A 22,343-nucleotide genomic window follows, 5' to 3' on the forward strand; every position below is an offset into this window, starting at 1 on the left:
GCGCCCGGCGCCGGGACGCCCTCGCTCGCTAGCGTCGAGGCATGACCGACACCACGCAGAAGGCCACCGCCCTCCAGCAGCTCCACGAGGCACCCGAGATCCTCCGGGTCGTCAACGTCTGGGATGCGATCACGACGAAGGTCGTCGCCGACCTCCCCGGCACGAAGGCGATCGCGACGGCGGGTCACTCGATCGCCGCGAGCCTCGGCTACGAGGACGGCGGGATGCCGCTCGACACCGCGCTCGGCGCGCTCCCGGCGATCGTCGCCGCGACCGACCTCCCGGTCACGGCCGACCTCGACGACGGCTATGCGGAGCCGGGCGAGACGATCCGCCGCGCGATCGGCCTCGGCGTCGTCGGCGCGAACGTCGAGGATCGCCTGAAGCCCCTCGACGAGTCGGTCGCCCGCGTCCGCGCGATCGTGCAGGCGGCGGAGGCGGAGGGCGTCGCCTTCCAGCTCAACGCGCGCACCGACGCGATCGCCCGCGGCGGCGACAAGCCCCACGAGGAGAAGGTCGCGGATGCGATCGAGCGCGGGACGGCCTTCCTCGCGGAGGGCGCGAGCCTCGTCTTCGTGCCGGGCGCCCTCGACCGCGAGACGGTCTCGGCCCTCGTCGACGCCTTCGGGCCGCAGAAGCTCAGCGTCATCGGCCTCCCCGGCGCGCTCACGGCGGCCGAGTACGAGTCGCTCGGGGTCGCCCGCATCTCCTACGGGCCGCTGACGCAGCGCGTCGCCCTGCGCGCCTACCGCGACCTCGCGGCATCCCTCTACGCCGACGGCGTCATCCCCGAGGACACCCCCGCCCTCAACTGACGCTGTCCGATCCGCAGGAGACATGTCTCTTGCGCGAGGGACGGCGGTGCGTCGCCGTCCCTCGGCGGCACGGGTGTCCGAAGGGCGTTCGGCGCGGCCCGGTGCGACGTCGGCCCGGGCGCGCGCACCCGGCTTGGCGCGAGGTGGGAGTCCGCGGGGATGCGCCGTGCAGCTCGGCAGGTGATGGTTAGCCTGGTCGTCCGCGACGGAGCGGTGCCCGAGTCCGCCGACACGGAAGGCCCCCGCCCGTGCCCTTCGCCCTCGTCTCCTGGCCGTCCTTCGCGATCGCGGCCGCGCTCGCCCTCGCCCTGGGCGTCGTCGCGGCCGCCATCCTCGGCCTCCCGATCCGCCTCCTCGCCCGCCGCCGCGGATGGTCGCCGCGCTTCATGGGCCGCGTGCTGCGGCCGCTGCGCGCGCTCCTCGTCGTCGTCGCGCTGCTCATCGCGGTCGAGCTGACGCTGCCCGCGCGCGCCGCGCTCCCGACGATCGAGCACGGCGCCCGCATCCTCATCATCGCCTCCGTCGCCTGGCTCATCGCGGGCGTCGTCTCCTTCGGCTTCGAGGTCGTGCTCGAGCGGCATCCCATGGACATGGCCGACAACCGCGTCGCGCGGCGCGTGCGCACCCAGGTCTCGATCCTGCGGCGCATCTCGCTCATCGCCGTCGCGATCGTCGGGGTCGGTGCGGTGCTGCTGACCTTCCCGGGCGTCGAGGCGGTCGGCGCGAGCGTGCTCGCCTCGGCCGGGCTCGCCTCCGTCGTCGCGGGCCTCGCCGCGCAGTCGACGCTCGCGAACGTCTTCGCCGGCCTGCAGCTGGCGTTCTCCGACGCGATCCGGGTCGACGACGTCGTCATCGCGGAGGAGGAGTGGGGCCGCATCGAGGAGATCACGCTCACCTACGTCGTCGTGCGGCTCTGGGACGACCGGCGGCTCGTGCTCCCGAGCACCTACTTCACGCAGACGCCGTTCCAGAACTGGACCCGGCGCGAGAGCGAGCTGCTCGGCGCCGTCGAGTTCGACGTCGACTGGCGCGTCGACCTCCGCGGGCTCCGGGATCGGCTCGACGCCGTGCTCGCGGAGAGCGAGCTCTGGGACGGCCGCACCAAGGTGCTCCAGGTGACGGATGCCGTCGGGGGGCTCATCAGGGTGCGCATCCTCGTCACGGCGGCGGACGCCGGCACGCTCTTCGACCTGCGCTGCCAGGTGCGCGAGGCGATGGTCGAGCAGCTCGTGTCGGCCGATCGACGGGGGCTCCCGGTGCAGCGGCTCGAACTCGGCCGCCGCGAGGATGCCTCGCCACGCCCCGCGCGCCGCGCGGCCGCCTCGCAGACGGAGGGGCTCTTCAGCGGCAGCCCCGAGGCGGACGCCAGGAACGAGGCCTTCACGCAGTCAATGCCCGTCGTGCCCGCGCGCGACTGAGTCCCGCGGGCCGTCGGCGGCGGAGCCCCGCCGAGCTACTGCCCGCCGGGCGGGCCGGCGAGGAGCAGCGCCGCGAAGACCGCGGTGACGAGCGCGAGCGCGAGGCCGAGGAAGGCGAGCGGCCGGGCGAGGAACCAGCGCAGCAGCCGGTCGACGGCGCGGGCATCCCGCGGGTCGTCTCCCGCCTCGACGCGCCATGCGCCCTCGAGCCGCCCCGAGCGGTGCAGCCAGACGTCGACCGGGATGGTCGCGTAGGGGATCACCGCGCTGCCGACCGCGAGCACCGCGGTGCCGAGGCTCCAGCGCTGGTTGAGCGCCGTGACGACGGCGGTCGCTGCGTAGGCGAGGAACACGAAGCCGTGGATGCCGCCCCCGACCGTGACCGCGACTCGCAGCTCCGGCTCGACCGCGCGGATCGCGAGCCCCGCGATGAGCAGGGTCCAGGTGACCGCCTCGGCGATCGCGACGAGACGGAAGAGCGACTTCGGGCTCACGCCCCGGTCACGCCCGCGCGAGCGAGGACCGGATGACGCTCGTGAAGAAGGTGAGGCCGTCGACGCCGGAGCGCATGGCGGCCGCCGTGTCGGGGCCGAACCCGGCCTCCACCGCGTGCTCGGGGTGCGGCATGAGGCCGACGACGTTGCCCGCCGCGTTCGTCACGCCGGCGATGTCGTCGAGCGAGCCGTTCGGGTTGACGCCGACGTAGCGGAAGGCGACCTGGCCCTCGCCCTCGAGCCGCTTCAGCGTCTCGGCGTCGGCGATGAACCCGCCCTCGCCGTTCTTCAGCGGGATGGTGATCTCCTGCCCCCGCGTGAAGCCGTTCGTCCACGCCGTCGACGCGTTCTCGACCCGCAGCACCTGGTCGCGGCAGATGAAGTCGCCGTGGTCGTTGCGGATGAGGCCGCCGGGGAGCAGGTGCGCCTCGACGAGGATCTGGAAGCCGTTGCAGATGCCGAGCACGGGGGTGCCGCGGCCGGCCGCATCCACGACCTCGCGCATGATGGGCGACTGCGCCGCGATGGCGCCGCAGCGGAGGTAGTCGCCGTAGCTGAACCCGCCGGGGAGGACGATCGCGTCGACGCCCTGGAGGTCGTGGTCGTCGTGCCAGAGCGCGACCGGCTCGGCGCCCGCGAGCCGGACCGCGCGCCGCGCGTCCCGGTCGTCGAGCGATCCGGGGAAGGTGACGACGCCGACGCGCACTACTCGGCGGCCTTCACCGCGACGACGTCCTCGATGACGCCGTTCGAGAGCAGGTCCTCGGCGAGGGCACGGGCCTCGGCCAGCGTCTCCTCGGTGATCTCGTCGACCGTGAGCTCGAAGCGCTTGCCGATGCGGACGTCGGTGACGCGGCTGCGGCCCTGCTTCGCGAGCGACCCGGCGACGGCCTTGCCGGCCGGATCCAGGAGCTCGGCCTTGGGCATGACCTCGACGACGATGGTGGGCACTCGTGGACTCCTGGCGGGTCGGGGGTGGGATGCCGTCAGTCTACCGGGAGCGGAGGGCCCGCCGGATGCCGTCCGCGAGGGCCGCGTAGCCGGCGGCGTCCGGGTGGAATCCGTCCGCCGCGGTGGAGGCGCCGTCGAAGCCGCGGGCGAGCGCGGTGCGCTCCTCCCGGGCGACGCGCGCGGCGGCGCGGACGAGTCCCTCGGAGGCGCGCCCGAGCGCGCGGCGGAGCGGCTGCGGGAGTCCGGGGAACGCGCCGAAGCGGGGTGGGGCGAGCAGCACGATCCGGCAGCCGTGCCGTGCATCACGCAGCTCGCGCACCATCTCGCGGAGGTCGCCCGCGTAGGCGCGCGGGGAGCGGAGGTGCATGGCGTCGTTCCAGCCCGCCGCGATGACGGCGACGTGCGGGCGCTCGGCGACGGCATCCCCGAGGTGCGCGCCGCGGATCCGGTCGGCGGTGGCGCCGTGCTCGCCGACCGCCGTCCACACGACGCCGCGGCCGTCGTCGATCCCGGTGTCGGCGAGGATCGCGGCGACCCGCGGGGCGAGCGCGTCCTCGGCGCGCTCGACGCCGGTGCCGACCGCGGTCGAGTCGCCGAGCACGACGAGCCGCCGCGCCTCCGGCTGGAGCGCGCCGCCGACCGTCGCGCCCGTCCAGGGAGGCGGGGGCGGGTCGAGGTGCGGCACCTCGCGTCGCAGCCGCCGCGCCTGCGCGAGCACGACCGGGGAGAGCAGGATCGCGGGGGCGCGGCTCATCGGGCGAGCTCCAGGCGCTCGCCGACCCCGGCATCCCAGGCGTCGTCGATCGCGAACTCGGCCCAATGGCGGTAGCCGCTCGCGCTCGGGTGGAAGAGGTCCTCGGCGAAGAAGCCCTCCGTGTAGACGCCCGCGGGCGGCGACATGTGGCGCCGCTCATCGCGCGCGACGACGCGGCGGGCGGCGCGCTCGAGGGCGCGGGTGTGCCGCCAGAGGGAGGTCGCGAGCGGCTCCGGCAGGAGGTCGAAGTGGACGAAGGCGGGCAGCGAGGACATGAGGATCGTCGCGTGCGGCCAGGCCTCGCCGAGCCGATCGAGCAGCTCCTCGACATCCCGCCTGAAGACGCGCGTCGAGCGCATCTGGAGGGCGTCGTTGGCGCCGGCGCTGAGGAAGACGAGGTCGGCGGGCTCCGCGAGCGCCTCTTCCATGAAGCGGTCGAGGAGCGCGCGGGAGCTCGCCCCGTTCTCGCCGACCGCGCGCCAGTGCACACCGCGGCCGAGGCGCTCCGCGAGCTCGGCGGCGAGGGCGCCGGGGAGGCCGTCCTCCTGGGTCTGCACGCCGACCCCGGCCGCGGTCGAGTCGCCGAGCACGAGGAGGCGCAGCGGGTCGGGGCCGGGCATCTCACCACGCCACGGGCGCTCGGCGTCGGGCAGGCGCGGCACGATGGCGCGGAGCTCGGTGGCCTGCCGGATGACGACGGGCCACTGGGCGGCCGCGATCACGCGGCTGAGCGAGAGGAAGCGAGGGGCGTCCACCCGCGGGATTCTAGCCACGCCGCCCGAACATTCAGGTGAGTTTCTCCGCATTCGCCGCGGGGATCCGTGCGGCGAATGCGGAGAAACCCACCTCACGGGGCTCAGGTCGCCGCGCGCACCCGCACGAGGTTCGACCAGGGGTCGTCGAAGGCGAGGGTCCGCCCGTCGTCGCGGCCCGGGATGCCGTGGTGCGCCATCCGCTCGCCCAGCTCGCCGAGGTCGTCGGCGGTCGGCACCACGATGTCCACCTGCCCGAGGCCGAGGGTGCGCTGGCGGCGGCCGGCGCCCTGGCTGCGCCAGACGTTCATCGCCATGTGGTGGTGGTAGCCGCCGGCGCTCACGAAGAGGGCGGTGTCGGCGTATTCCGCGCTGACCTCGAAGCCGAGCCGCCGCACGTAGAACTCGCGCGCCCGCTCGACGTCGCCGACGCTGAGGTGCACGTGCCCGACGACGGCCTCGCCCTGCCGGGGTTCCTCGGCGCCGGCCTCGGTGAGGTGCTCGGCGAGGAACCGGTTCGGGTCGAGGAAGACGGTGCCCATCTCGACCCGGCCGTGCACCCAGCTCCACTGCGTGCGGTCGCGGTCCCAGTAGAGCTCGACGCCGTTGTGCTCGGGGTCGTCGAAGTAGAAGGCCTGCGAGACGAGGTGGTCGCTCGATCCGGTGAAGGTCCCGGGATGCCGGCGCGCGACGGAGGAGACGGCGGCGGCGAGCGCGGCCCGGCTGTCGAAGAGGATCGCGGTGTGGAAGAGCCCGGCGTCGCGCGGTCCGGCGTGCCGGAGCTCGGGCGTGTGCTCGAGCACGATCACCGGCACGGCGCCGCGCCCGAGGACGGTGCGCCCGCCCTCCTGGCTCAGGACGTCGAGGCCGACGCCGTCGCGGTAGTACGCGGTCATGGCGTCGAGGTCGGCGACGTTGAGCGTCACCTGGCCCATGGCGGTGTCGGCGGCGAGCAGCTCGGTCATGCCCGACCCAACATGGGTGACGCATCAACCATTCCCGGGCGAGCCGTCGTGCAGGACATCCGCGCCGCCCGTGGCCGCGCGCCGGCGCGTCGAGCCGGATCTCCCGCAGAACGGCAGGGACGAGGAGGGCGACATCGGACGCGGACTCGCGCCCGACGCCCGGGCATCAGGCCGCCTGGCCCGTCAGGCGCTCGATGAGCTCGCGATAGCGCGCCGCGGTCTGCTCCACGATCTCGTGGGGCAGGAAGGGGGCGGGGTGGATCGAGCCCTCGTCCCAGTTCGCGGCGAGCCAGTCGCGCACGATCTGCTTGTCGAAGCTCGCGAGCCGGCCGGGCCCGCCGAGGGCGTACGCCTCGGCATCCCAGTAGCGGCTCGAATCGGAGGTGAGGACCTCGTCGGCGAGGACGATCGGCGCGTCCGGCCCCGCATCCCGATCCCGGCCGAACTCGAACTTGGTGTCCGCGAGGATCACGCCGCGGTGCTCGGCGATCGCCGAGGCCGCCCGGAACACCGCGAGCGAGGTGTCGCGCAGCGCCGCCGCATCGGCCTCGCCCACCAGCTCGACGGTGCGCTCGTAGCTGATGTTCTCGTCGTGCTCGCCGAGCGGCGCCTTCCAGGCGGGCGTGTAGATCGGCTCGGGGAGGCGGTCGCCGTTCTCGAGGCCGGCGGGGAGGGGGATGCCGCAGACCGACTGCGTCGCCTGGTACTCCTTCCAGCCGGAGCCGACGAGGTACCCGCGCACGACCGCCTCGATCGGCAGCATGTCGAGCTCTCGCACGAGCATCGCGCGGTCGGCGACGGCCTCGGGCAGGAGCGCGCGCGCGCCGCCCGCGATCTCGTGATCCTCGACGAGGTGGTTCGGCACGAGCTCGCGCAGCTGGTCGAACCACCAGAGGCTGAGGCGCGTGAGCAGCGCGCCCTTGCCGGGGATGCCCGGCTCCAGCACGTGGTCGAAGGCGCTCACCCGGTCGGAGGCGACGACGAGGATGCGGCCCGGCTGCTCGGGCGAGCGGTACAGGTCGCGCACCTTGCCCGAGTAGACGTGGTCCCAGCCCTCGACGGAGTCGCCGGTCATCGGGCGACCTTCTCCGCGATGTCGCGGCGGTAGTGCGATCCCTCGAGCCCGATGACCTCGAGCGCCGCGTACGCCTTCGCCCGGGCCGCCGCGAAGTCGGCGCCGCGCGCGACGACGCTGAGCACGCGGCCGCCCGTCGCGACGAAGCGCCCGTCGACGAGCGCGGTCGCGGCGTGCGCGATCGCGACATCCCGCACCTCGTCGAGCCCGGTGATCTCGCGCCCCGTGACGGGGCTCTCCGGGTAGCCCTCGCTCGCGAGCACGACCGTCACGGCGGCGTCGGGCGAGAAGGCGGGATACGGCAGGCGGCCGAGCGCGCCGGTCGCGGCGGCGAGCAGCAGCCCCGAGAGCGGGGTCTCGAGGCGCGGCAGCACGACCTGCGTCTCGGGGTCGCCGAAGCGCGCGTTGAACTCGATGACGCGGATGCCCTGCTCGGTGATGATGAGGCCGCAGTAGAGGAGGCCGACGAAGGGGGTGCCCTCGTCCTCGAGTCGGCGGATGGTCGGGAGCGCGATCGTGTCGACGACCTCGTCGACGAAGTCGGCCTCGCTCTCCCAGCGCTCGGCGAGCCAGGGGAGCGGCGAGTAGGCGCCCATGCCGCCCGTGTTCGGGCCGGTGTCGCCGTCGCCGGCGCGCTTGAAGTCCTGCGCGGGGCTCAGCGGGAGCACGTCGTGGCCGTCCGCGAGGAGGAACAGCGACACCTCCTGGCCGTCGAGGAACTCCTCGACGAGCACCCCGCCCTGCTGGAGGTAGAAGCGCGCGTGGTCGAGGGCGGCCTCCCGGTCGTCGGTGACGATGACGCCCTTGCCCGCCGCGAGCCCGTCGGCCTTGACGACGTAGGGGGCGCCGAACTCGGCGAACGCCGCCTCGACCTCCTCGACCGTCGTCGCCTGCACCGCGCCGCCGGTCGGCACCTTCGCCTCCGACATGATCCGCTTCGCGAAGGCCTTCGAGCCCTCGAGCGCGGCGGCGGCCCGGTCGGGCCCGAAGACGGGGATGCCGGCGCGGCGCACGCGGTCGGCGACGCCCGCGACGAGCGGCGCCTCGGGGCCGATGACGACGAGCTGGAAGGCGTTGTCGGCGGCGAACTCGGCGACCAGCTTCGGGTCGGAGGCGTCGATCTTGACGGTCTCGACCTGCTGTGCGAGGCCCGCGTTGCCGGGGGCGGCGACGATCTCGTGGCCGGCATCCTCCGCGAGGAGGGCGGAGACGATGGCGTGCTCGCGCGCGCCGGAGCCGAGGACGAGGATCTTCACCGCAACAGGCTACCGGCGCATTGTTAGCGTGGAGTGCATGGCGAAGTCGAGGATCGTGGCCATCGTCGGGGAGGCGGCCGTGCGGCAGGCCGTCGCGGGCGAGACGGATCGGCAGGGCACGGCGCTCGCCGTGCGGTACCTGCTGCAGGTGCTCGCGGACGCGGCGCCGGGGGCGTCCGTCGAGGTGCGGGTGCCGCCCTTCGGGGCGGTGCAGGCGATCGAGGGGCCGGGGCACACCCGCGGCACCCCGCCGAACGTCATCGAGACGGACGCCGAGACCTGGATCGCGCTCGCGACGGGCTCGCTCGCCTGGGGGGATGCGGTGGCCGCGGCGAGCGTGTCGGCCTCCGGCTCGCGGGCCGACCTCTCGGCCCATCTGCCGCTCGCCTGGGACGACCCCACGGTGCTCGGGTAGGCGATCCGGTCTCCCCGCGGACGCGGCGTCGCCGGCGCCCAGGCGGCTCTGGGAGAATCGGGGCATGAACGATTCGACGGCAGGCGGCCCTGCGCCTGACCTCGATCGGCCAGAGTCCCACGGGTCGACCCGGGTCAGCATCCGTCGAGCTCCCAAGCTCGGCGTCTTCATCGTCTTCGGCGCGCTCGCCGGACTCCTCGCCACCCTGTTCGTCACGGGGCTCTATCCCGCCGATCCGAGGGTCGGCTTCGCGGCGCTCTTCGGCTACTTCGCGCTGTACGGGGTGCCGGCCGGCATCCTCCTCGGCGCGGTGATCGGCCTCGTCGTCGATGCGGTCTCGCGTCGGCGCGCGAAGACGGTCGTCGTCGAGCGCGAGGTGGAGCGGGCTCCCGCGGCGCCGGCCGCGCCGCCCGAGCCCGAGCACTAGCCCCTTCGGGAGGGTTTTCCGCCGACACGCCGCCGGTGCGGCCGCGACACGCCGCCGGGATGCCGAAGACCCTCCCGAAGCAGGGGGAGGCTAGGCGACCGCGTGCCGGACGAGGCGCTCGAGCGTCGCGAGGCCGTCCGAGGAGAGCACGCTCTCGAGGTGCCCCTGCACGCTCGCGACCTTCGGCCCGCGGAGCGCGTGCACGACGCCCGTCGCCGCATCCGCGCTCACCTCGAGGCCGTGACGCGTGCGCGTGCCGGCGGCCGCATCCGGGCCCGGCTCGACGCGCGCCGCGAAGGTGTTGTAGAAGCCGATCGCCGGCCGCTCGCCGAAGACGTCGACCTCAAGCCGCACGCCCTGGCGCGGCGCGAGGAGCGGCTCGATCTCGAGCCCCTCGCGCATCGCGAGCACCTGATGGCTGAGGCACACCGCGAGCGTGGGGAGGCCGGCGTCGAGGCGCTCGCCGAGGCGGCGGTGCAGGGTCGCCATGCGCGGATCCTGCAGACGCCGGGGGTCGCCCGGGCCGGGCCCGAAGACGACCAGATCGGCCGACGCTCCCTCGGGCACCGCATCCCAGTGGACGACCCGCGCATCCAGCCCCAGGTGCCGGAGCTGGTGGGCGAGCATCGTCGTGAACTGGTCCTCGTGGTCGACGACGATCGCCGAGAGGCCCGTCAGCTCGGAGGGCGCGGGCGGCGACTGCGGCCGCAGCCAGAACGCGGCGAGCCGGTCGTTGCGCGAGGCGAGCGCCTCCGCGACGCCCGGCTCCTCGTACAGCACGGGTGCCGGCGCGGCGGCGGGGCGCTCGACCGCGCCGATCGCCATGAGCACGCCGGCCGCCTTCGCGTGGGTCTCCGCGACCTCGCCCTCGGGCGTCGAGTGGCGCACGAGCGTCGCCCCGACGGGCACCGTCACGCGGCCCGCGTCGTCGAGGTAGGCGGTGCGGATGAGGATGGGGGCGTCGAGCGAGTAGCCCTCGGCACCCGGCGAGGCGCCCGGCTCGAAGAGCGCGAGCACCCCCGAGTAGTAGCCGCGCGGCGCCGTCTCGTGCCGCGCGATGACCGCGCAGGCGTTGCCCATCGGCGAGCCCGTGACGGTCGGGGCGAACATCGTGAGGCGCAGCACCTCGCGCACGTCGAGGTCGGTGCGGCCCTCGAGCACGTACTCGGTGTGGGTGAGGCGCGACATCTGCTTGAGGTACGGGCCGAGGATGCGGCCGCCGTCGGGGCAGACGGCGCTCATCATCTTCATCTCCTCGTCGACCACCATGAAGAGCTCCTCGCTCTCCTTGACGTCGGCGAGGAACTCGAGCAGCGCCTCGCCCGTCGGCGCGGTCGCGCCGTGCCGGAAGGTGCCCGAGATCGGGTTCATGCGGGCCGTGCCGTCGTCGACGCTCACGTGGCGCTCCGGGGTGGCGCCCGCCGCCGCGAGACCGGGCGTGCGGATGGCGAACGTCCAGTACGCGCCCTGCTCGTGCTCGAGCAGCGCCCGCATCCAGCTCAGCACCGCCTCGCCGGGGGCCGCCCGCGTGCTCGACACGAAGTCCCGCCGGATCACGAAGTTCGCGCCCTCGCCGCGGCCGATCTCCTCCTCGATGACCTGGCGCACGGTCGCGCCGTAGGTGGCGTCGGGGATGTCGAAGCCGGCCGCCTCGATCGCGACCGGCTCGGCGGGGAGCAGCGCCAGCGCCTCCGCGAGCGGCACGAGCTCGCGCTCGCGCACCACGAGGCAGCGCAGCGGCGCCTCGTCGTCGTGCGCGTCGAAGCCGCGCTCGCGGACCTGGCGGAACGGGACGAGCGCGAGCACCGTCGAGCCCTCGAGCGGGATGTCGGCGAGCCGCTCGACGTCGACGACGTCGCCGACGAGCACGTCGACCTCGGGGGCGCCGCGGCGGTGCAGCACGGCGAAGGGGAGGGCGTCGTCGTGGAGGAGGGATGCGAGGAGCGCGGTCATCGGTGCGGGGTCCTTCTCGGTCGGGGCCGGCATCCGTCCCGCAGAGACGCGAAACGACCGCCGGGTTCGGCGGTCGTGCGTGGTGCGCGCGTCGGTCCGCCTAGGAGGCGGGCCACCAGGAGGCGGAGCGGGTCGCGAGCATGCGGTCACCCTACCGCACCGCGGCGAGGCGTCGACGGCTCAGCTGAGCTGGTTCGCCTCGACCCAGGCGAGGTACTCCGGCGTGACGGTGCCGGTCACGTACTCGCCCGTGAAGCAGCTCATCTCGAGCGCCTCGATGGAGCTGCCCTCGAGGATCGCCGACTGCATGTCCGCGACCTCCTGGTAGATGAGGTGGTCGGCGCCGAGCTCGAGCGCGATCTCGGGGATCTTGCGGCCCGCGGCCACGAGCTCCTCGCGGCTCGGCATGTTGATGCCGTAGACGTGCGGGAAGCGGACTGGCGGGGCCGCGCTCGTGAAGGTCACCGAGTTCGCGCCCGCCTGCCGGGCCATGTCGACGATCTCCTTCGAGGTGGTGCCGCGCACGATCGAGTCGTCGACGATGAGCACGTTCTTGCCCTTGAACTCGGAGCTCATGGCGTTGAGCTTCTGCTTGACGCTCTTCTTGCGCTGCTCCTGGCCCGGCATGATGAAGGTCCGGCCGACGTAGCGGTTCTTGTAGAAGCCCTCGCGGTACTCGATGCCGAGCTTCCGCGCGACCTGCATGGCGGCCGGGCGGGAGGAGTCCGGGATCGGCATGACGACGTCGATGTCGCCCGCCGGCGCGTGGGCGGCGATCGTGTCGGCGAGCCGGTCGCCGAGACGCAGCCGCGCGTCGTAGACCGAGATCCCGTTCATGATCGAGTCGGGACGCGCGAGGTACACGTACTCGAAGGAGCAGGGGATGAGGCGGGGCGCCTTCGCGCACTGGCGCGAGGACATCTCGCCCGAGCGGCTGATGTAGATCGCCTCGCCGGGGGCGACGTCGCGGACCACCTCGTAGCCGCCCGACTCGAGCACGAGCGACTCGCTCGCGACGACCCACTCCTCGCCGACGAGCCCGGCGCTGCGCTTGCCGAGGACGAGCGGGCGGATGCCGTAGGGGTCGCGGAAGGCGAGGAGTCCCTGCCCGGCGATGAGCGCGATCGCGGCGTAGGAGCCCTCGACCCGCTCGTGGAGGGTCTCGATCGCGTCGAAGACCTGGTCGGGGTCGAGGTCGGTGCCGCGCACCTGCGCCTGGAGCTCGTGGGCGAGCACGTTCACGAGGAGCTCGGTGTCGGAGCTCGTGTTGAGGTGCCGGCGGTCGACGCGGAAGAGCTCCTCGGTGAGCTCGCGCGTGTTCGTGAGGTTGCCGTTGTGGATGAGGACGATGCCGTAGGGCGCGTTCACGTAGAACGGCTGCGCCTCCGTCTCCTTGCCGGCGTCGCCGCGGGTCGCGTAGCGCACGTGGCCGAGGCCCATGGTGCCGAGCAGCGAGCGCATGTCGCGCGTGCGGTAGGCCTCGCGCACCTGGCCGCGGGCCTTGTGCATGTGGATGATGCTGCCCTCGCTGGTCGCGATCCCGGTCGAGTCCTGACCGCGGTGCTGGAGGAGGGCGAGGCTGTCGTAGACCTGCTGGTTGACCGGGCCGGAGGAGACGATGCCGACGATGCCGCACATGCGGGTGGAGACTCCAGGTGGATGCGAGGTGACGGGTGCCCGACCGGGCACGGTCGATTCTCCCACAGTGCGGGCCGCCGTGCGGACGGCCGGGTCTGGAGCGGGGACGTCGAAGCTCACGTCCTGGGCGGACACGGGCTGCCTCGACGACGCTTCGCGCCGCGAGCAGGGGAGGATGGGCCCGTGGAGTACCGCTTCTCGCCACCGCCCGGTTGGCCTGCACCGCCCGCGGGCTGGACGCCGCCTCCCGGGTGGACGCCGGATCCCGCGTGGCCACCCGCCCCGGAGGGCTGGACCTTCTGGGAGCCCGTCGGGGATGCGGCGGCGCCCGCCCCGGAGCCGGTCGCCGCGGCGCCCGGGGTGCGGATCATCGCCTCGCCGTACGACTCGCAGCTGCCGGTCTCGCAGCCCGCGCAGGGCGGCCTCTCGCACGGCGCGAAGCTCGCGATCGCCGGGGGCGGCGCGGGCTGCCTCGTCATCGTCGCCGGCATCGTCGTCTTCGGGATCTTCCTGTACTACCTCGGCTGATCCGGCCGACGTCCGCTCGAAGTCCCGAGTCGGGCTCATCACGAGAGAGGATGGGCCCGTGCTGTACGCCTTCAACCCGCCGCCCGGCTGGCCGACGCCCCCACCGGGTTGGCAGCCGCCGCAGGGCTGGCGACCGGACCCCGCCTGGCCGCCCGCGCCGCATGGCTGGCAGTTCTGGGTGCCGGTGCCGCCCGCGCAGGCCGTGCCGCAGCATCCCGCGCCGCAGCAGGCCGCCCCGCGCCCCGACGCGCCGGCCCCCCGGCGCGGCGGGGGCGGCGCGATCGTCGCCATCGTGCTCGTCCTCGTCGGCCTCTTCGTCGTGCTGCCGGTCGGCTTCGGCGCCGTCGTGCTCGTCGGGGCGCTCGCGGGCGGCGGCAGCGGCAGCACCTCGCCCGGCTTCGGGACCGGCGAGGACGATGACGCGACCGCGCTCGCCGCGGCGCTCGACGAATGGGATGCGGTGCTCGAGGAGACCGCGGCCTTCCAGCGCAAGCACTACTTCGGCTACAGCCACGGCTCGCTCGAGAGCGACCTCGAGTGGAACACCGAGCGCGTCGCCGGCGCGGGCGAGGACCGCTTCGCGGCCGGCACCGTGGAGTCCGCGGTCGCCTCCATGCGGTCGGCCCTCGACGGCGCGCGCGCCGAGGTCGCGGAGTGGAGGTCGACCTTCAGCGCGAAGGGGGAGCGGCGCGGCAACCGCACGGGCACCCGAGCCGAGGAGGTCGTCGACCGGATCAGCGGCCTCCGCGCGAAGATCGTCTTCGACCGCAAGTGCAAGGGGAAGGACGTCCTCGCCTGCGTCCTCGGCCGCGACCCTGCCACGATCCACGTCGCCGAGCGCCTCCGCGGGCTCTCCGACGCCGACCTCCGCGCCCGCTACGGCCTCGACTGGAAGCAGCTCATGCTCCACGAGTACGCGCACGTCGTCCAGAACCGCATGGGCTCGCGCCTCCTCGAGAACGAGGAGTTCCAGCGCCTCTACGTGGAGGTGAAGGTGCCCTCCGCGTTCACGGGCGACGACGCGAGCTGGCCCGACGAGCAGAGCGCCGACTGCATGACCAAGGTCAAGGATCCGAGCTACTGGGCCACCTACCCCGGTGTGACGTGCACGCCCGAGCGACTCGCCTTCGCGAAGCGGATGTGGGCCCTCGACGTCTGAGCGGACCGGCGGCCTCCGCCGCCCCCGGTACCCTGGGCTCGTGAGCGGGAACACCTACGCGGAGGCCGGCGTCGACACGGCCGCAGGAGACCTGGCCGTCGAGCTGATGAAGTCCGCCGTCGCGCGGACGCACGGCAGCGAGGTCCTCGGCGGGGTCGGCGGATTCGCCGGGCTCTTCGACGTGTCCTTCCTCAAGGCCTACACGCGGCCGCTGCTCGCGACGAGCACCGACGGGGTCGGCACGAAGGTCGCGATCGCGCAGGCGATCGACAAGCACGACACGATCGGCCAGGACCTGGTCGGCATGGTCGTCGACGACATCGTCGTGGTCGGCGCGAAGCCGCTCTTCATGACCGACTACATCGCCTGCGGCAAGGTGGTGCCGGAGCGCATCGCCGACATCGTCGCCGGCATCGCGCGCGCCTGCTCCGACACGGGCACCGCGCTCGTCGGCGGCGAGACGGCCGAGCACCCCGGCCTCCTCGGGGTCGACGACTACGACGTCGCGGGCGCCGCGGTCGGCGCCGTCGAGGCGGATGCCGTGCTCGGCGCCGACCGGGTCCAGGACGGCGATGTGGTCCTCGCGATCGGCTCGAGCGGCCTCCACTCGAACGGCTACTCGCTGGTGCGCCACATCCTCGCCTCCCGCGGGATCGGGTTCCGCGACCACTCGGCGGAGCTCGGCGGCACGGTCGGCGAGGTGCTCCTCGAGCCGACCCGGCTCTACACCTCGCCGCTGCTGCGCGTGCTCGCCGATCCGCGTCTCGGCGCGGGCGTGCACTCGCTCAGCCACGTGACGGGCGGCGGCATCGCCGCGAACCTGGCCCGCGTTCTCCCCCGCGGCTCGCGCGCCGAGCTCGAGCGCAGCACCTGGTCGCCCGCGCCCGTCTTCCGGGTGCTCCTCGACATGCAGGGCTCGCCGCTCGAGTCGGCGGAGGCGACCTGGAACCTCGGCATCGGCTTCTTCGCCGTCGTCGCCCCCGCGGTCGCCGACGACGTCGTCGCGAAGCTCGCGATCGACGGGATGCCGGCCTGGGAGGTCGGACGGGTCGCCCTCGGCGGCGACGCGCCCCAGGGCGAGGGCTGGGAGCAGGGCGCCAAGGGCGTCGACGGCGGCGCCGTGCGCCTCACCGGCCGCTACGCGGACTGACGGCGGCGCTCGTGAGCGGCACGCTGCCCCGCGTCGCGGGCGATCCCACGCCGCCCGACCCGCGCATCCGCGGCACCTGGAGCCTGGGGCTCGGCATCGCCTCGCTCGCGCTCGGCTTCATCTGGGTCGTGCCGGTCGTCGCGATCGTGCTCGGCGTCTCCTCGCGTCGCCGCGAGCCGGAGGCGCGGCGGCGGGCGCTCGGCGGGATCGTGCTCGGCGCCGTCTCGCTCGCCGCGTGGGTGCTGTTCGCGGGGCCGCTGCTCGACCTCATCGGGTTCTTCTAGACCCGACGGGGCGGAGTCGGCTCAGGCCGACTTCGACTCGCCCGTGCCGTACTCGTCGGCCTCGTCGTCGCCCTCGGCGTCGGCGTACTCCGACCACTTCTCGAGGTCCTCCTCGAGTCGCGGGTTGCCGCCGAGCTCCTTCTCCAGGGCACCGTAGTTCGTGTCGGGGCTGAAGTACTTCAGCTCGCGAGCGACCTTGGTGTGCTTTGCCTTCTGACGGCCGCGCCCCATGCGTGACCCCCTCATGATTCAGGATGGCGAACAGGACAGAAATCTGGCGGGCAGTCTATCACGCGAGGCTCCACGCGCCTGGCCGCCGGGGTCCGCCGGAGCGGCCGGCCGCATCCCGATCGGACACCGGACTCCCGGCCGGGAGTGCGCCGTGTTCGCTACCCTTGCCGGGTGACCGCCCCGGGATTCGACACCTCCGTCGTGGTCGTCGGCGCGGGGCAGGCGGGTCTCTCGGTCGCCTACTACCTCCGGCGCCTCGGGCTCGACCCCGGCAACGACGTCGTGCTGCTCGATCGCGGTCCCGGCGCCGGCGGCGCATGGCAGTTCCGCTGGGAGGCGCTGCGCCTCGGCTACGCGCACCGCGTCAACGACCTCCCGGGCATGGACGAGCTCGGCGTGAGCTTCGACACGGCCGACCGGCAGGCGCCCGCGCGCGACGTCGTCGCCGACTACTACGCCCGCTACGAGAAGCACTACGCTCTGCAGGTCGTCCGCCCCGCCGACGTGACGCGCGTGACCTCGCTGCTCGACGGGTTCCGGGTCACCTTCGACCAGGGCGACGGGCCGGTCGACGTGACGACGAGGATCCTCGTCAACGCGACCGGCACCTGGGGCGCCCCCTTCATCCCCTGGTACCCGGGGATGAACTCCTTCCGCGGCCGCCACCTCCACACGGTCGACTACGTGGATGCCGAGCAGCTCCGCGGGCAGCGCGTCGCCGTCGTGGGCGGCGGCACGAGCGCGATCGGGTTCCTGCTCGAGCTCGAGAAGGTCGCCGAGAGCATCACCTGGGTTTCGCGTCGACCCATCGAGTTCCTCGAGGAGCAGGAGCTCAACATCGAGGCGGGCGGCGCCGCGGTCGCACAGCAGGACGAGGCCGCCCGCGCGGGTCGGGCGCTGCCCTCGATCGTCTCGACGACCGGCGTGCCGCGCAGCCGCCGCATCCAGGCCGCGATCGATCGCGGCCTCCTCGTCGCGGAGCCCATGTTCAGCTCGATCGAGCCGGACGGCGTCCGGTGGGCGGACGGCCGGTTCCAGCAGATCGACACGATCATCTGGGCGACCGGGTTCCGGCCGGAGCTCCGGCACCTCGCGCCGCTCAAGCTGCGCGAGAAGTCGGGCGGCGTGACGGTCGGGCAGGGCGCGTCGTGGCGCAACTCGCGCATCTTCTTCGCCGGCTACGGGCCGACGGCCTCGACGATCGGCGCGAACAAGGTGGGGCGCACGATCGCGCGCCAGGTCGTGGCGACGCTGTCGAGCCTCGGCTAGTCGCCGAAGTCGGTGTCCTTGTAGGGGTCGCCGGCCCGGTCGTAGGTGGTCCAGATGCCCACCCGCCGGCCCCGGTCGAACTCGCCGGAGCGCATGCGGGTCCCGTCGAGCCGGAACCACATCCACTCGCCGTGCATCTCGCAGTCGAGCATGAGCCCGCGCCCGCGGATGCTGCCGTCCCGGTGCCGCTCCACGTGCTCCGTCGCCTCGCTGCCGCTCACGCTCCCGACCATATCCCCCGCCGACAGTGCCCGAACAGCCTCGAGCGCGCCCGGAGTTTGGGGCGCGCTCGAGGCTGTTCGGGCACTGTCGCGTGTGCGTGTGCGTGTGCGTGTGCGTGTGCGCGTGCGTGTGCGCGGGTGAGGAGAGGGTCAGCGGAGCGCGGCGTGCACGGCGACGGCGGCGGCGGCGCTCCAGGCCTGCGGGCGGCAGGCCGCCGGATAGGGGGCCGGGGCCGCCCGCTCGCCCGCGGCATCCCCCGAGTGCAGCTCCGGCATCCGGTACCCGAAGGCGGCTGCGGCGCGCAGCAGCCCCTCGGCGAGCAGCGCCGCCTCCTCGTGGAAGCCCTCGCGCGCGAGCCCGTGGACCGCGATCGCGGTGTCGTGGGTCCACACGCTGCCGCCGTGGTACGACAGCGGCCAGTACCCGCGCTCGAGCGTCGACATGGTGCGCAGCCCGAAGCCGGAGGCGAGCTGCGGCGAGGCGAGGCGGGCGGCGACGAGCGCCGACTCCGCGGGATCGAGGAGGCCGGTGCCGAGCAGGTGGCCGAGGTTCGAGGTGAGCGAGTCGACCGGCTGCTTCGCCGCATCCAGCGCGATCGCCGGATAGCGGCCGGTCTCGTCCTCGACCCAGAAGCGCTCGCCGAAGCGGCGCCGGAGCCGCCCCGCCCAGGCGCGCCAGGTCTCGCCGGCGCCCGCGCCGCGCAGCGCGTCGAGCAGCTCGGCGCCGCCGACGGCCGCCTCGTAGGCGTAGGCCTGCACCTCGCAGAGCGCGATCGGGCCGTCGGCGAGCCGGCCGTCGCGCCACTGGACGCTGTCGCCGGAGTCCTTCCAGCCCTGGTTCGAGAGGCCCGTGCCGGTCTCGTCGACGTACTCGAGGAGGCCGTCGCCGTCGCTGTCGCCGAAGTCGCGCATCCAGGCGAGCGCCGCCTCCAGCGCGGGGAGCAGCTCGCGCACCTCCGCCTCCGGCATCCCGTGCCGCCAGGCGTCATGGAGGAGGCAGATCCAGAGCGGCGTCGCGTCGACGGTGCCGTAGTAGAGCGGCGGGAGGCTGACGCCCTCGCCGGGGATCTCGAGCGTGCCGCGGCGCAGCTCGTGCATGATCTTGCCGGGCTGCTCGGCGGTCGCCGCCACCCGATCCCGCCCCTGGAGCCCGGCGAGCACGCGCAGCGTGGAGGCGGCGAGCGCCGTGCCGGTCGGGAGGAGGAGGCGGGCGGCCCACAGCGAGTCGCGGCCGAAGAGCGTCAGGAACCAGGGGGCGCCGGCGGCGAGGAACTCGTCCTCGCCGTGCGCGGTGCGGAGCCGGAGCGCGTCGAGGTCGCCGAGGGCGCGCTCGAGCCAGCGGCCCAGTCGGTCGTCGTCGGGCGCGTCGGGCGCGGCCCAGGGGGCGGGCCCCACGGCGGGGCGCACGACGGCGTCGGCGTCCTCGGCGCGGATCCGCCAGCTCGCGGTGGCGCGGCCGCGCGGCGGCACGGCGAGGGGGATGCGGAGCAGCACCCCCGCCTGCCCGATCGCGACCTCGGCGCCGGGCGCCTGCACGCGGGCCGTCACGGCATCCCCCGACCAGACGGCGCCGTCCGGCTCGGGCAGCGCCTCGACGGGGATCGAGGGGGCGCCCTGCTTGACGGCGTCCATGGGGTCGAGGGCGGGGCGCAGGCGCACCTCGATGTCGAGCCGCAGCTCGCGGTCGAGGCGGGAGACGATCGTGAGCTCGTCGAGCACGCCGTCGGCGAGCGCGGTGCGCTCGAGCTCGGAGCGGAGGTCGGGGTCGGCGACGCGGTCGTCGTCGAGCTCGCGGTGGAGGCTCGTGACGCGGAGGCGGTCGGCCGCCTCGAGGGAGGTCGCGATGTGCTCGCCCGCGCGCCCCGCGATGGCGACGGCGAGTGCGGAGACGACGCGCACATCCGAGAGGTAGATGCCGTCGATGGGGGCGGCGCCGATGCGGCCGTCGGGCCGCGACCAGGCCTGGGCGGGTGCGCGGAGCACGATCGCGGCGTCGTGGAGGAGCGGCTGGAGCCGCGGCTCCTCGTCGGGGTGGTGGGGCATGAGCTGGCTGGTCCTCGTTGACAGGTCCGGTTCTGCGGGTAACATAACACCGATGATTTGATCGTTCAAAGAACGGTCGGGATCGAGTCGAGGGAGACGCGATGACGGCACGAGCATCCGGCGGGCAGACCGCCTCGCTGCCCACCGTCGACGACGTGGCGAAGCTCGCCGGGGTTTCCCGCCAGACCGTCTCCAACGTCCTCAACACGCCCTCGATCGTGCGCGACGCGACCCGCGAGCGGGTGCAGACCGCGATCGACGAGCTCGGCTACCGACCCCACGCGAGCGCCCGCCGGCTGCGCACCCGCTCGAGCTCGACCATCGGCATCCGCCTCGACCCCATGAGCCGCAACGGCGTCTCCGGCTCCGTGCTCGACCGCTACCTGCACGCGCTCGCCGAGCAGGCCGACGCCCGCGGGATGCGGATCATGCTCTTCACCGCCGCCGACCAGGCCGAGGAGATCGCGCAGTACCGCCGTCTCCGGGACGGCGCCGACGTCGACGCGCTCGTCGTCACGGCGACCGGCTACGACGACCCGCGCATCGCCTGGCTCGCCGCCGAGCGGGTGCCGTTCATCGCGTTCGGACGCCCCTGGGGCCGCGAGGGCGAGGACGATCCGGCGCGCCGCTGGGTCGACGTCGACGGCGCCGCCGGCACCCGCGATGCCGCCCGCCACCTCCTCGGGCGCGGCCACGAGCGCGTCGGCTGGCTCGGCTGGCCCGCCGGCTCCGGCACGGGCGACGACCGCCGCCGCGGCTGGGCGCAGGCCATGGCCGAGCGGCTCGGGACGGGGGATGCCGCCCTCGCCGCGCTGAGCATCGAGGCCGAGGAGGGGGTCGCCCCCGGTCGCCGCGCCGTCGAGCAGCGCCTCGCCGAGGCGGGCGGCGACCCTGCGCGGGCCGGGCTCGAGGCGCTCGTCTGCGCGAGCGACTCGCTCGCGCTCGGCGCCATGATGGCCGTCCGCGAGGCCGGGCACCCGCGGTTCCCCGTCATCGGCTTCGACAACACCCCCGTCGCGCAGGCCGTCGGCCTCTCGAGTGTCGACCAGCGCCTCGACGAGGTCGCCGCCGCCACCCTCGAACTGCTCATGGGAACGGAGGGGACCCGCGTGCTGCCGTCCGGCACCGCATCCGCGGGCCCCGGACGCCGGCTCGTGACCCCCAAGCTCGTCGTCCGCCGGTCGAGTCACCTGGCGCCCATCGATGAGGAACCCGCCGCCGGCGAGGACGCCGGCGCATCGCAACGGAAGGAACACTGATGCACACCAGGAAGCTGGGCGCCGCCGTCATCGCGATCGGGGCCGTCGCCGCGCTCGCCGGATGCTCGGGAGGCGGAGGAGGCCAGGGCCCGGAGGGCGCCTCCCTGACGATGCTCATCGGCTCGAGCGGCGACGCCGAGACGGCCGCCGTGCAGGCCGCCGCCGACGCCTGGGCCGAGGAGAACGGCGCCGAGGTCGAGGTGGTCGCCGCGAGCGATCTGACGCAGGAGCTCGCGCAGGGCTTCGCGGGCGACGACGCCCCCGACGTCTTCTACATGAGCTGGGACCAGTTCGCGACCTACGGCGCCAACGGCTACCTCCAGCCCTACGCCGAGGACCTCCCGAACGCGGGCGACTTCTACCCGGGCCTCGTCGACACCTTCACCTATGACGGCGCCTTCACCTGCGCCCCGAAGGACTTCTCGACCCTCGGCCTCATCATCAACACGGAGCTGTGGGCGGATGCCGGCCTCACCGACGCCGACATCCCGACCGACTGGGACGGGCTCGAGGCGGTCGCGACGAAGCTGACGACGGATGACGCGGTCGGCCTGAGCTTCGGCGCCGAGTACCAGCGCATCGGCGTCTTCATGGGTCAGGCGGGCGGCGGCCTCGTCGACGACGACGGCACGACCGTCACCGCGGACAGCCCCGAGAACCTCGCGGGACTCGAGTACGTGCAGAAGCTCTACGACGAGGGCGTGCTGCGGTTCCCGGCCGACATCGACGCCGGCTGGTCGGGCGAGGCGCTCGGCGCCGGCAAGGCCGCCATGGTGATCGAGGGGCCGTGGATCAAGGGCATCGAGGGCGACTTCCCCGACACCGAGTACGCCGCGTACGAGCTCCCGGCCGGCCCCGCGGGGAAGGCGACCTTCTCCTTCACGAACTGCTGGGGCATCCCCGCCGACTCGGACACCGCGGAGGCCGCGACCTCGCTCGTCGAGTACCTGACGGGCGACGAGCAGCAGCTCGCCTTCGCGGACGCCTTCGGCGTCATCCCCTCGACGGAGGCCGCGGCGGCTGAGTACGCCGAGAAGTACCCCGAGAACGCCTCCTTCGTGGCGGGCGCCGAGTACGCGGTCAGCCCCGTCAACTTCGACGGCGCCGCCGCGGTGGTCTCCGACTTCAACTCGCAGCTCGGCGACCTCGGCAAGGCGGACGGGGCGGCGCTGCTCGGCTCGCTCCAGTCGAACCTGCAGGCCGCCCTCGACGAGGCCAACGGGTAGCCGGACCGGTCCGGTCGGGGGCGCGACCTCGCGCCCCCGGCGGGACCACCCGCCGTCCTG

Annotated in this window: 24 protein-coding genes; 11 read left to right on the forward strand and 13 right to left on the reverse strand. The window is 74.0% G+C overall.

Annotation, left to right across the window (positions count from 1 at the left end; translation table 11 throughout):
• Positions 1-41 precede the first annotated feature (41 nt).
• Positions 42-815 carry an isocitrate lyase/PEP mutase family protein gene (locus tag OF852_RS10660; RefSeq protein ID WP_271119137.1) on the forward strand — a complete coding sequence of 258 codons (774 nt, stop codon included), beginning with the start codon at positions 42-44 and terminating at the stop codon, positions 813-815.
• 248 nt (positions 816-1,063) lie between these two features.
• The gene (locus OF852_RS10665) at positions 1,064-2,233 is read left to right on the forward strand and encodes a mechanosensitive ion channel family protein (RefSeq protein WP_271119138.1); all 1,170 of its coding nucleotides are present in this window, start codon (positions 1,064-1,066) and stop codon (positions 2,231-2,233) included.
• A gap of 35 nt (positions 2,234-2,268) precedes the next feature.
• Here OF852_RS10665 and OF852_RS10670 read toward each other — a convergent pair whose 3' ends face one another.
• The 8 genes from OF852_RS10670 to purD all read right to left on the reverse strand — a co-directional run bounded on the left by OF852_RS10670 (position 2,269) and on the right by purD (position 8,480).
• Complete coding sequence (locus OF852_RS10670; RefSeq protein WP_271119139.1) at positions 2,269-2,727, reverse strand: DUF3817 domain-containing protein; 459 nt, start codon at positions 2,725-2,727, stop codon at positions 2,269-2,271.
• 7 nt (positions 2,728-2,734) lie between these two features.
• Positions 2,735-3,433 (reverse strand): phosphoribosylformylglycinamidine synthase subunit PurQ, encoded by a 699-nt coding sequence (purQ, locus tag OF852_RS10675; protein ID WP_271119140.1) that lies wholly within the window; start codon positions 3,431-3,433, stop codon positions 2,735-2,737.
• Positions 3,433-3,678, reverse strand: coding sequence for a phosphoribosylformylglycinamidine synthase subunit PurS (gene purS / locus OF852_RS10680; RefSeq protein WP_271119141.1), 246 nt, complete (start codon positions 3,676-3,678; stop codon positions 3,433-3,435). The genes purQ and purS overlap by 1 nt, the downstream gene beginning before the upstream one ends.
• A 40-nt stretch (positions 3,679-3,718) precedes the next feature.
• A complete protein-coding gene (locus OF852_RS10685) occupies positions 3,719-4,432 on the reverse strand; it encodes an SGNH/GDSL hydrolase family protein (protein ID WP_271119142.1) in 714 nt (237 codons plus the stop codon).
• On the reverse strand, positions 4,429-5,187 hold the full coding sequence (locus OF852_RS10690) for an SGNH/GDSL hydrolase family protein (RefSeq protein ID WP_271119143.1): 759 nt from the start codon (positions 5,185-5,187) through the stop codon (positions 4,429-4,431). Before OF852_RS10690 ends, OF852_RS10685 begins: the two co-directional genes overlap by 4 nt.
• Before the next feature lie 101 nt (positions 5,188-5,288).
• The gene (locus OF852_RS10695; RefSeq protein WP_271119144.1) at positions 5,289-6,149 is read right to left on the reverse strand and encodes a VOC family protein; all 861 of its coding nucleotides are present in this window, start codon (positions 6,147-6,149) and stop codon (positions 5,289-5,291) included.
• A gap of 166 nt (positions 6,150-6,315) precedes the next feature.
• Entirely contained in the window at positions 6,316-7,224 is a 909-nt protein-coding gene (locus OF852_RS10700) for a phosphoribosylaminoimidazolesuccinocarboxamide synthase (protein ID WP_271119145.1), read from the reverse strand.
• Positions 7,221-8,480, reverse strand: coding sequence for a phosphoribosylamine--glycine ligase (gene purD, locus OF852_RS10705; protein ID WP_271119146.1), 1,260 nt, complete (start codon positions 8,478-8,480; stop codon positions 7,221-7,223). Before purD ends, OF852_RS10700 begins: the two co-directional genes overlap by 4 nt.
• A gap of 37 nt (positions 8,481-8,517) precedes the next feature.
• Here purD and OF852_RS10710 point away from each other — a divergent pair, with 37 nt between their 5' ends.
• Positions 8,518-8,895: a sterol carrier family protein gene (locus OF852_RS10710; RefSeq protein ID WP_271119147.1), complete on the forward strand. Its 378-nt coding sequence runs from the start codon at positions 8,518-8,520 to the stop codon at positions 8,893-8,895.
• Between the two features lie 64 nt (positions 8,896-8,959).
• Positions 8,960-9,322: a hypothetical protein gene (locus OF852_RS10715; RefSeq protein WP_271119148.1), complete on the forward strand. Its 363-nt coding sequence runs from the start codon at positions 8,960-8,962 to the stop codon at positions 9,320-9,322.
• Positions 9,323-9,412: 90 nt separating this feature from the next.
• Here OF852_RS10715 and OF852_RS10720 read toward each other — a convergent pair whose 3' ends face one another.
• Entirely contained in the window at positions 9,413-11,275 is a 1,863-nt protein-coding gene (locus OF852_RS10720; RefSeq protein WP_271119149.1) for an anthranilate synthase family protein, read from the reverse strand.
• A gap of 180 nt (positions 11,276-11,455) precedes the next feature.
• Entirely contained in the window at positions 11,456-12,913 is a 1,458-nt protein-coding gene (purF, locus tag OF852_RS10725; RefSeq protein ID WP_271119150.1) for an amidophosphoribosyltransferase, read from the reverse strand.
• Between the two features lie 183 nt (positions 12,914-13,096).
• Between purF and OF852_RS10730 the strand changes: the two genes are divergently transcribed.
• The 4 genes from OF852_RS10730 to OF852_RS10745 are packed head-to-tail and all read left to right on the forward strand — an operon-like array spanning position 13,097 to position 16,034.
• Positions 13,097-13,441, forward strand: a complete 345-nt coding sequence (locus OF852_RS10730) for a hypothetical protein (RefSeq protein WP_271119151.1) — start codon at positions 13,097-13,099, stop codon at positions 13,439-13,441.
• A gap of 58 nt (positions 13,442-13,499) precedes the next feature.
• Entirely contained in the window at positions 13,500-14,600 is a 1,101-nt protein-coding gene (locus OF852_RS10735; protein ID WP_271119152.1) for a hypothetical protein, read from the forward strand.
• A gap of 40 nt (positions 14,601-14,640) precedes the next feature.
• Positions 14,641-15,750: a phosphoribosylformylglycinamidine cyclo-ligase gene (gene purM, locus OF852_RS10740; RefSeq protein ID WP_271119153.1), complete on the forward strand. Its 1,110-nt coding sequence runs from the start codon at positions 14,641-14,643 to the stop codon at positions 15,748-15,750.
• Positions 15,751-15,761: 11 nt separating this feature from the next.
• Positions 15,762-16,034, forward strand: a complete 273-nt coding sequence (locus tag OF852_RS10745) for a hypothetical protein (RefSeq protein ID WP_271119154.1) — start codon at positions 15,762-15,764, stop codon at positions 16,032-16,034.
• 21 nt (positions 16,035-16,055) lie between these two features.
• Here OF852_RS10745 and OF852_RS10750 read toward each other — a convergent pair whose 3' ends face one another.
• Positions 16,056-16,265 carry a DUF3073 domain-containing protein gene (locus OF852_RS10750; RefSeq protein WP_271119155.1) on the reverse strand — a complete coding sequence of 70 codons (210 nt, stop codon included), beginning with the start codon at positions 16,263-16,265 and terminating at the stop codon, positions 16,056-16,058.
• Positions 16,266-16,436: 171 nt separating this feature from the next.
• On the opposite strand from OF852_RS10750, the gene OF852_RS10755 reads away from it, so the two are divergent.
• The gene (locus OF852_RS10755) at positions 16,437-17,534 is read left to right on the forward strand and encodes an FAD-dependent oxidoreductase (RefSeq protein WP_271119156.1); all 1,098 of its coding nucleotides are present in this window, start codon (positions 16,437-16,439) and stop codon (positions 17,532-17,534) included.
• Here OF852_RS10755 and OF852_RS10760 read toward each other — a convergent pair.
• Both OF852_RS10760 and OF852_RS10765 read right to left on the reverse strand, forming a co-directional pair.
• Positions 17,531-17,755 (reverse strand): toxin-antitoxin system YwqK family antitoxin, encoded by a 225-nt coding sequence (locus OF852_RS10760; protein WP_271119157.1) that lies wholly within the window; start codon positions 17,753-17,755, stop codon positions 17,531-17,533. The genes OF852_RS10755 and OF852_RS10760 overlap by 4 nt on opposite strands.
• A 150-nt stretch (positions 17,756-17,905) precedes the next feature.
• Entirely contained in the window at positions 17,906-19,798 is a 1,893-nt protein-coding gene (locus OF852_RS10765; protein WP_271119158.1) for a glycogen debranching N-terminal domain-containing protein, read from the reverse strand.
• A 101-nt stretch (positions 19,799-19,899) separates the two neighbouring features.
• Between OF852_RS10765 and OF852_RS10770 the strand changes: the two genes are divergently transcribed.
• The gene (locus OF852_RS10770) at positions 19,900-21,057 is read left to right on the forward strand and encodes a LacI family DNA-binding transcriptional regulator (RefSeq protein WP_271119159.1); all 1,158 of its coding nucleotides are present in this window, start codon (positions 19,900-19,902) and stop codon (positions 21,055-21,057) included.
• Positions 21,057-22,283, forward strand: a complete 1,227-nt coding sequence (locus OF852_RS10775; RefSeq protein ID WP_271119160.1) for a sugar ABC transporter substrate-binding protein — start codon at positions 21,057-21,059, stop codon at positions 22,281-22,283. Before OF852_RS10770 ends, OF852_RS10775 begins: the two co-directional genes overlap by 1 nt.
• Positions 22,284-22,343: the final 60 nt, after the last annotated feature.

The sequence above is a fragment of the Homoserinibacter sp. YIM 151385 genome (assembly GCF_027912415.1).
Lineage (GTDB): Bacteria > Actinomycetota > Actinomycetes > Actinomycetales > Microbacteriaceae > Schumannella.

Bases quoted from the DNA above. Each gene is read 5' to 3' on its own strand.
- OF852_RS10700 (WP_271119145.1), bottom strand. From the start codon at position 7,224: ATGACCGGCGACTCCGTCGAGGGCTGGGACCACGTCTACTCGGGCAAG.
- purF (WP_271119150.1), bottom strand. From the start codon at position 12,913: ATGTGCGGCATCGTCGGCATCGTCTCCTCCGGCCCGGTCAACCAGCAG.
- OF852_RS10685 (WP_271119142.1), bottom strand. From the start codon at position 4,432: ATGAGCCGCGCCCCCGCGATCCTGCTCTCCCCGGTCGTGCTCGCGCAG.
- OF852_RS10750 (WP_271119155.1), bottom strand. From the start codon at position 16,265: ATGGGGCGCGGCCGTCAGAAGGCAAAGCACACCAAGGTCGCTCGCGAG.
- OF852_RS10720 (WP_271119149.1), bottom strand. From the start codon at position 11,275: ATGACCGCGCTCCTCGCATCCCTCCTCCACGACGACGCCCTCCCCTTC.
- OF852_RS10660 (WP_271119137.1), top strand. From the start codon at position 42: ATGACCGACACCACGCAGAAGGCCACCGCCCTCCAGCAGCTCCACGAG.
- OF852_RS10775 (WP_271119160.1), top strand. From the start codon at position 21,057: ATGCACACCAGGAAGCTGGGCGCCGCCGTCATCGCGATCGGGGCCGTC.
- OF852_RS10765 (WP_271119158.1), bottom strand. From the start codon at position 19,798: ATGCCCCACCACCCCGACGAGGAGCCGCGGCTCCAGCCGCTCCTCCAC.
- OF852_RS10695 (WP_271119144.1), bottom strand. From the start codon at position 6,149: ATGACCGAGCTGCTCGCCGCCGACACCGCCATGGGCCAGGTGACGCTC.
- OF852_RS10770 (WP_271119159.1), top strand. From the start codon at position 19,900: ATGACGGCACGAGCATCCGGCGGGCAGACCGCCTCGCTGCCCACCGTC.
- OF852_RS10710 (WP_271119147.1), top strand. From the start codon at position 8,518: ATGGCGAAGTCGAGGATCGTGGCCATCGTCGGGGAGGCGGCCGTGCGG.
- OF852_RS10715 (WP_271119148.1), top strand. From the start codon at position 8,960: ATGAACGATTCGACGGCAGGCGGCCCTGCGCCTGACCTCGATCGGCCA.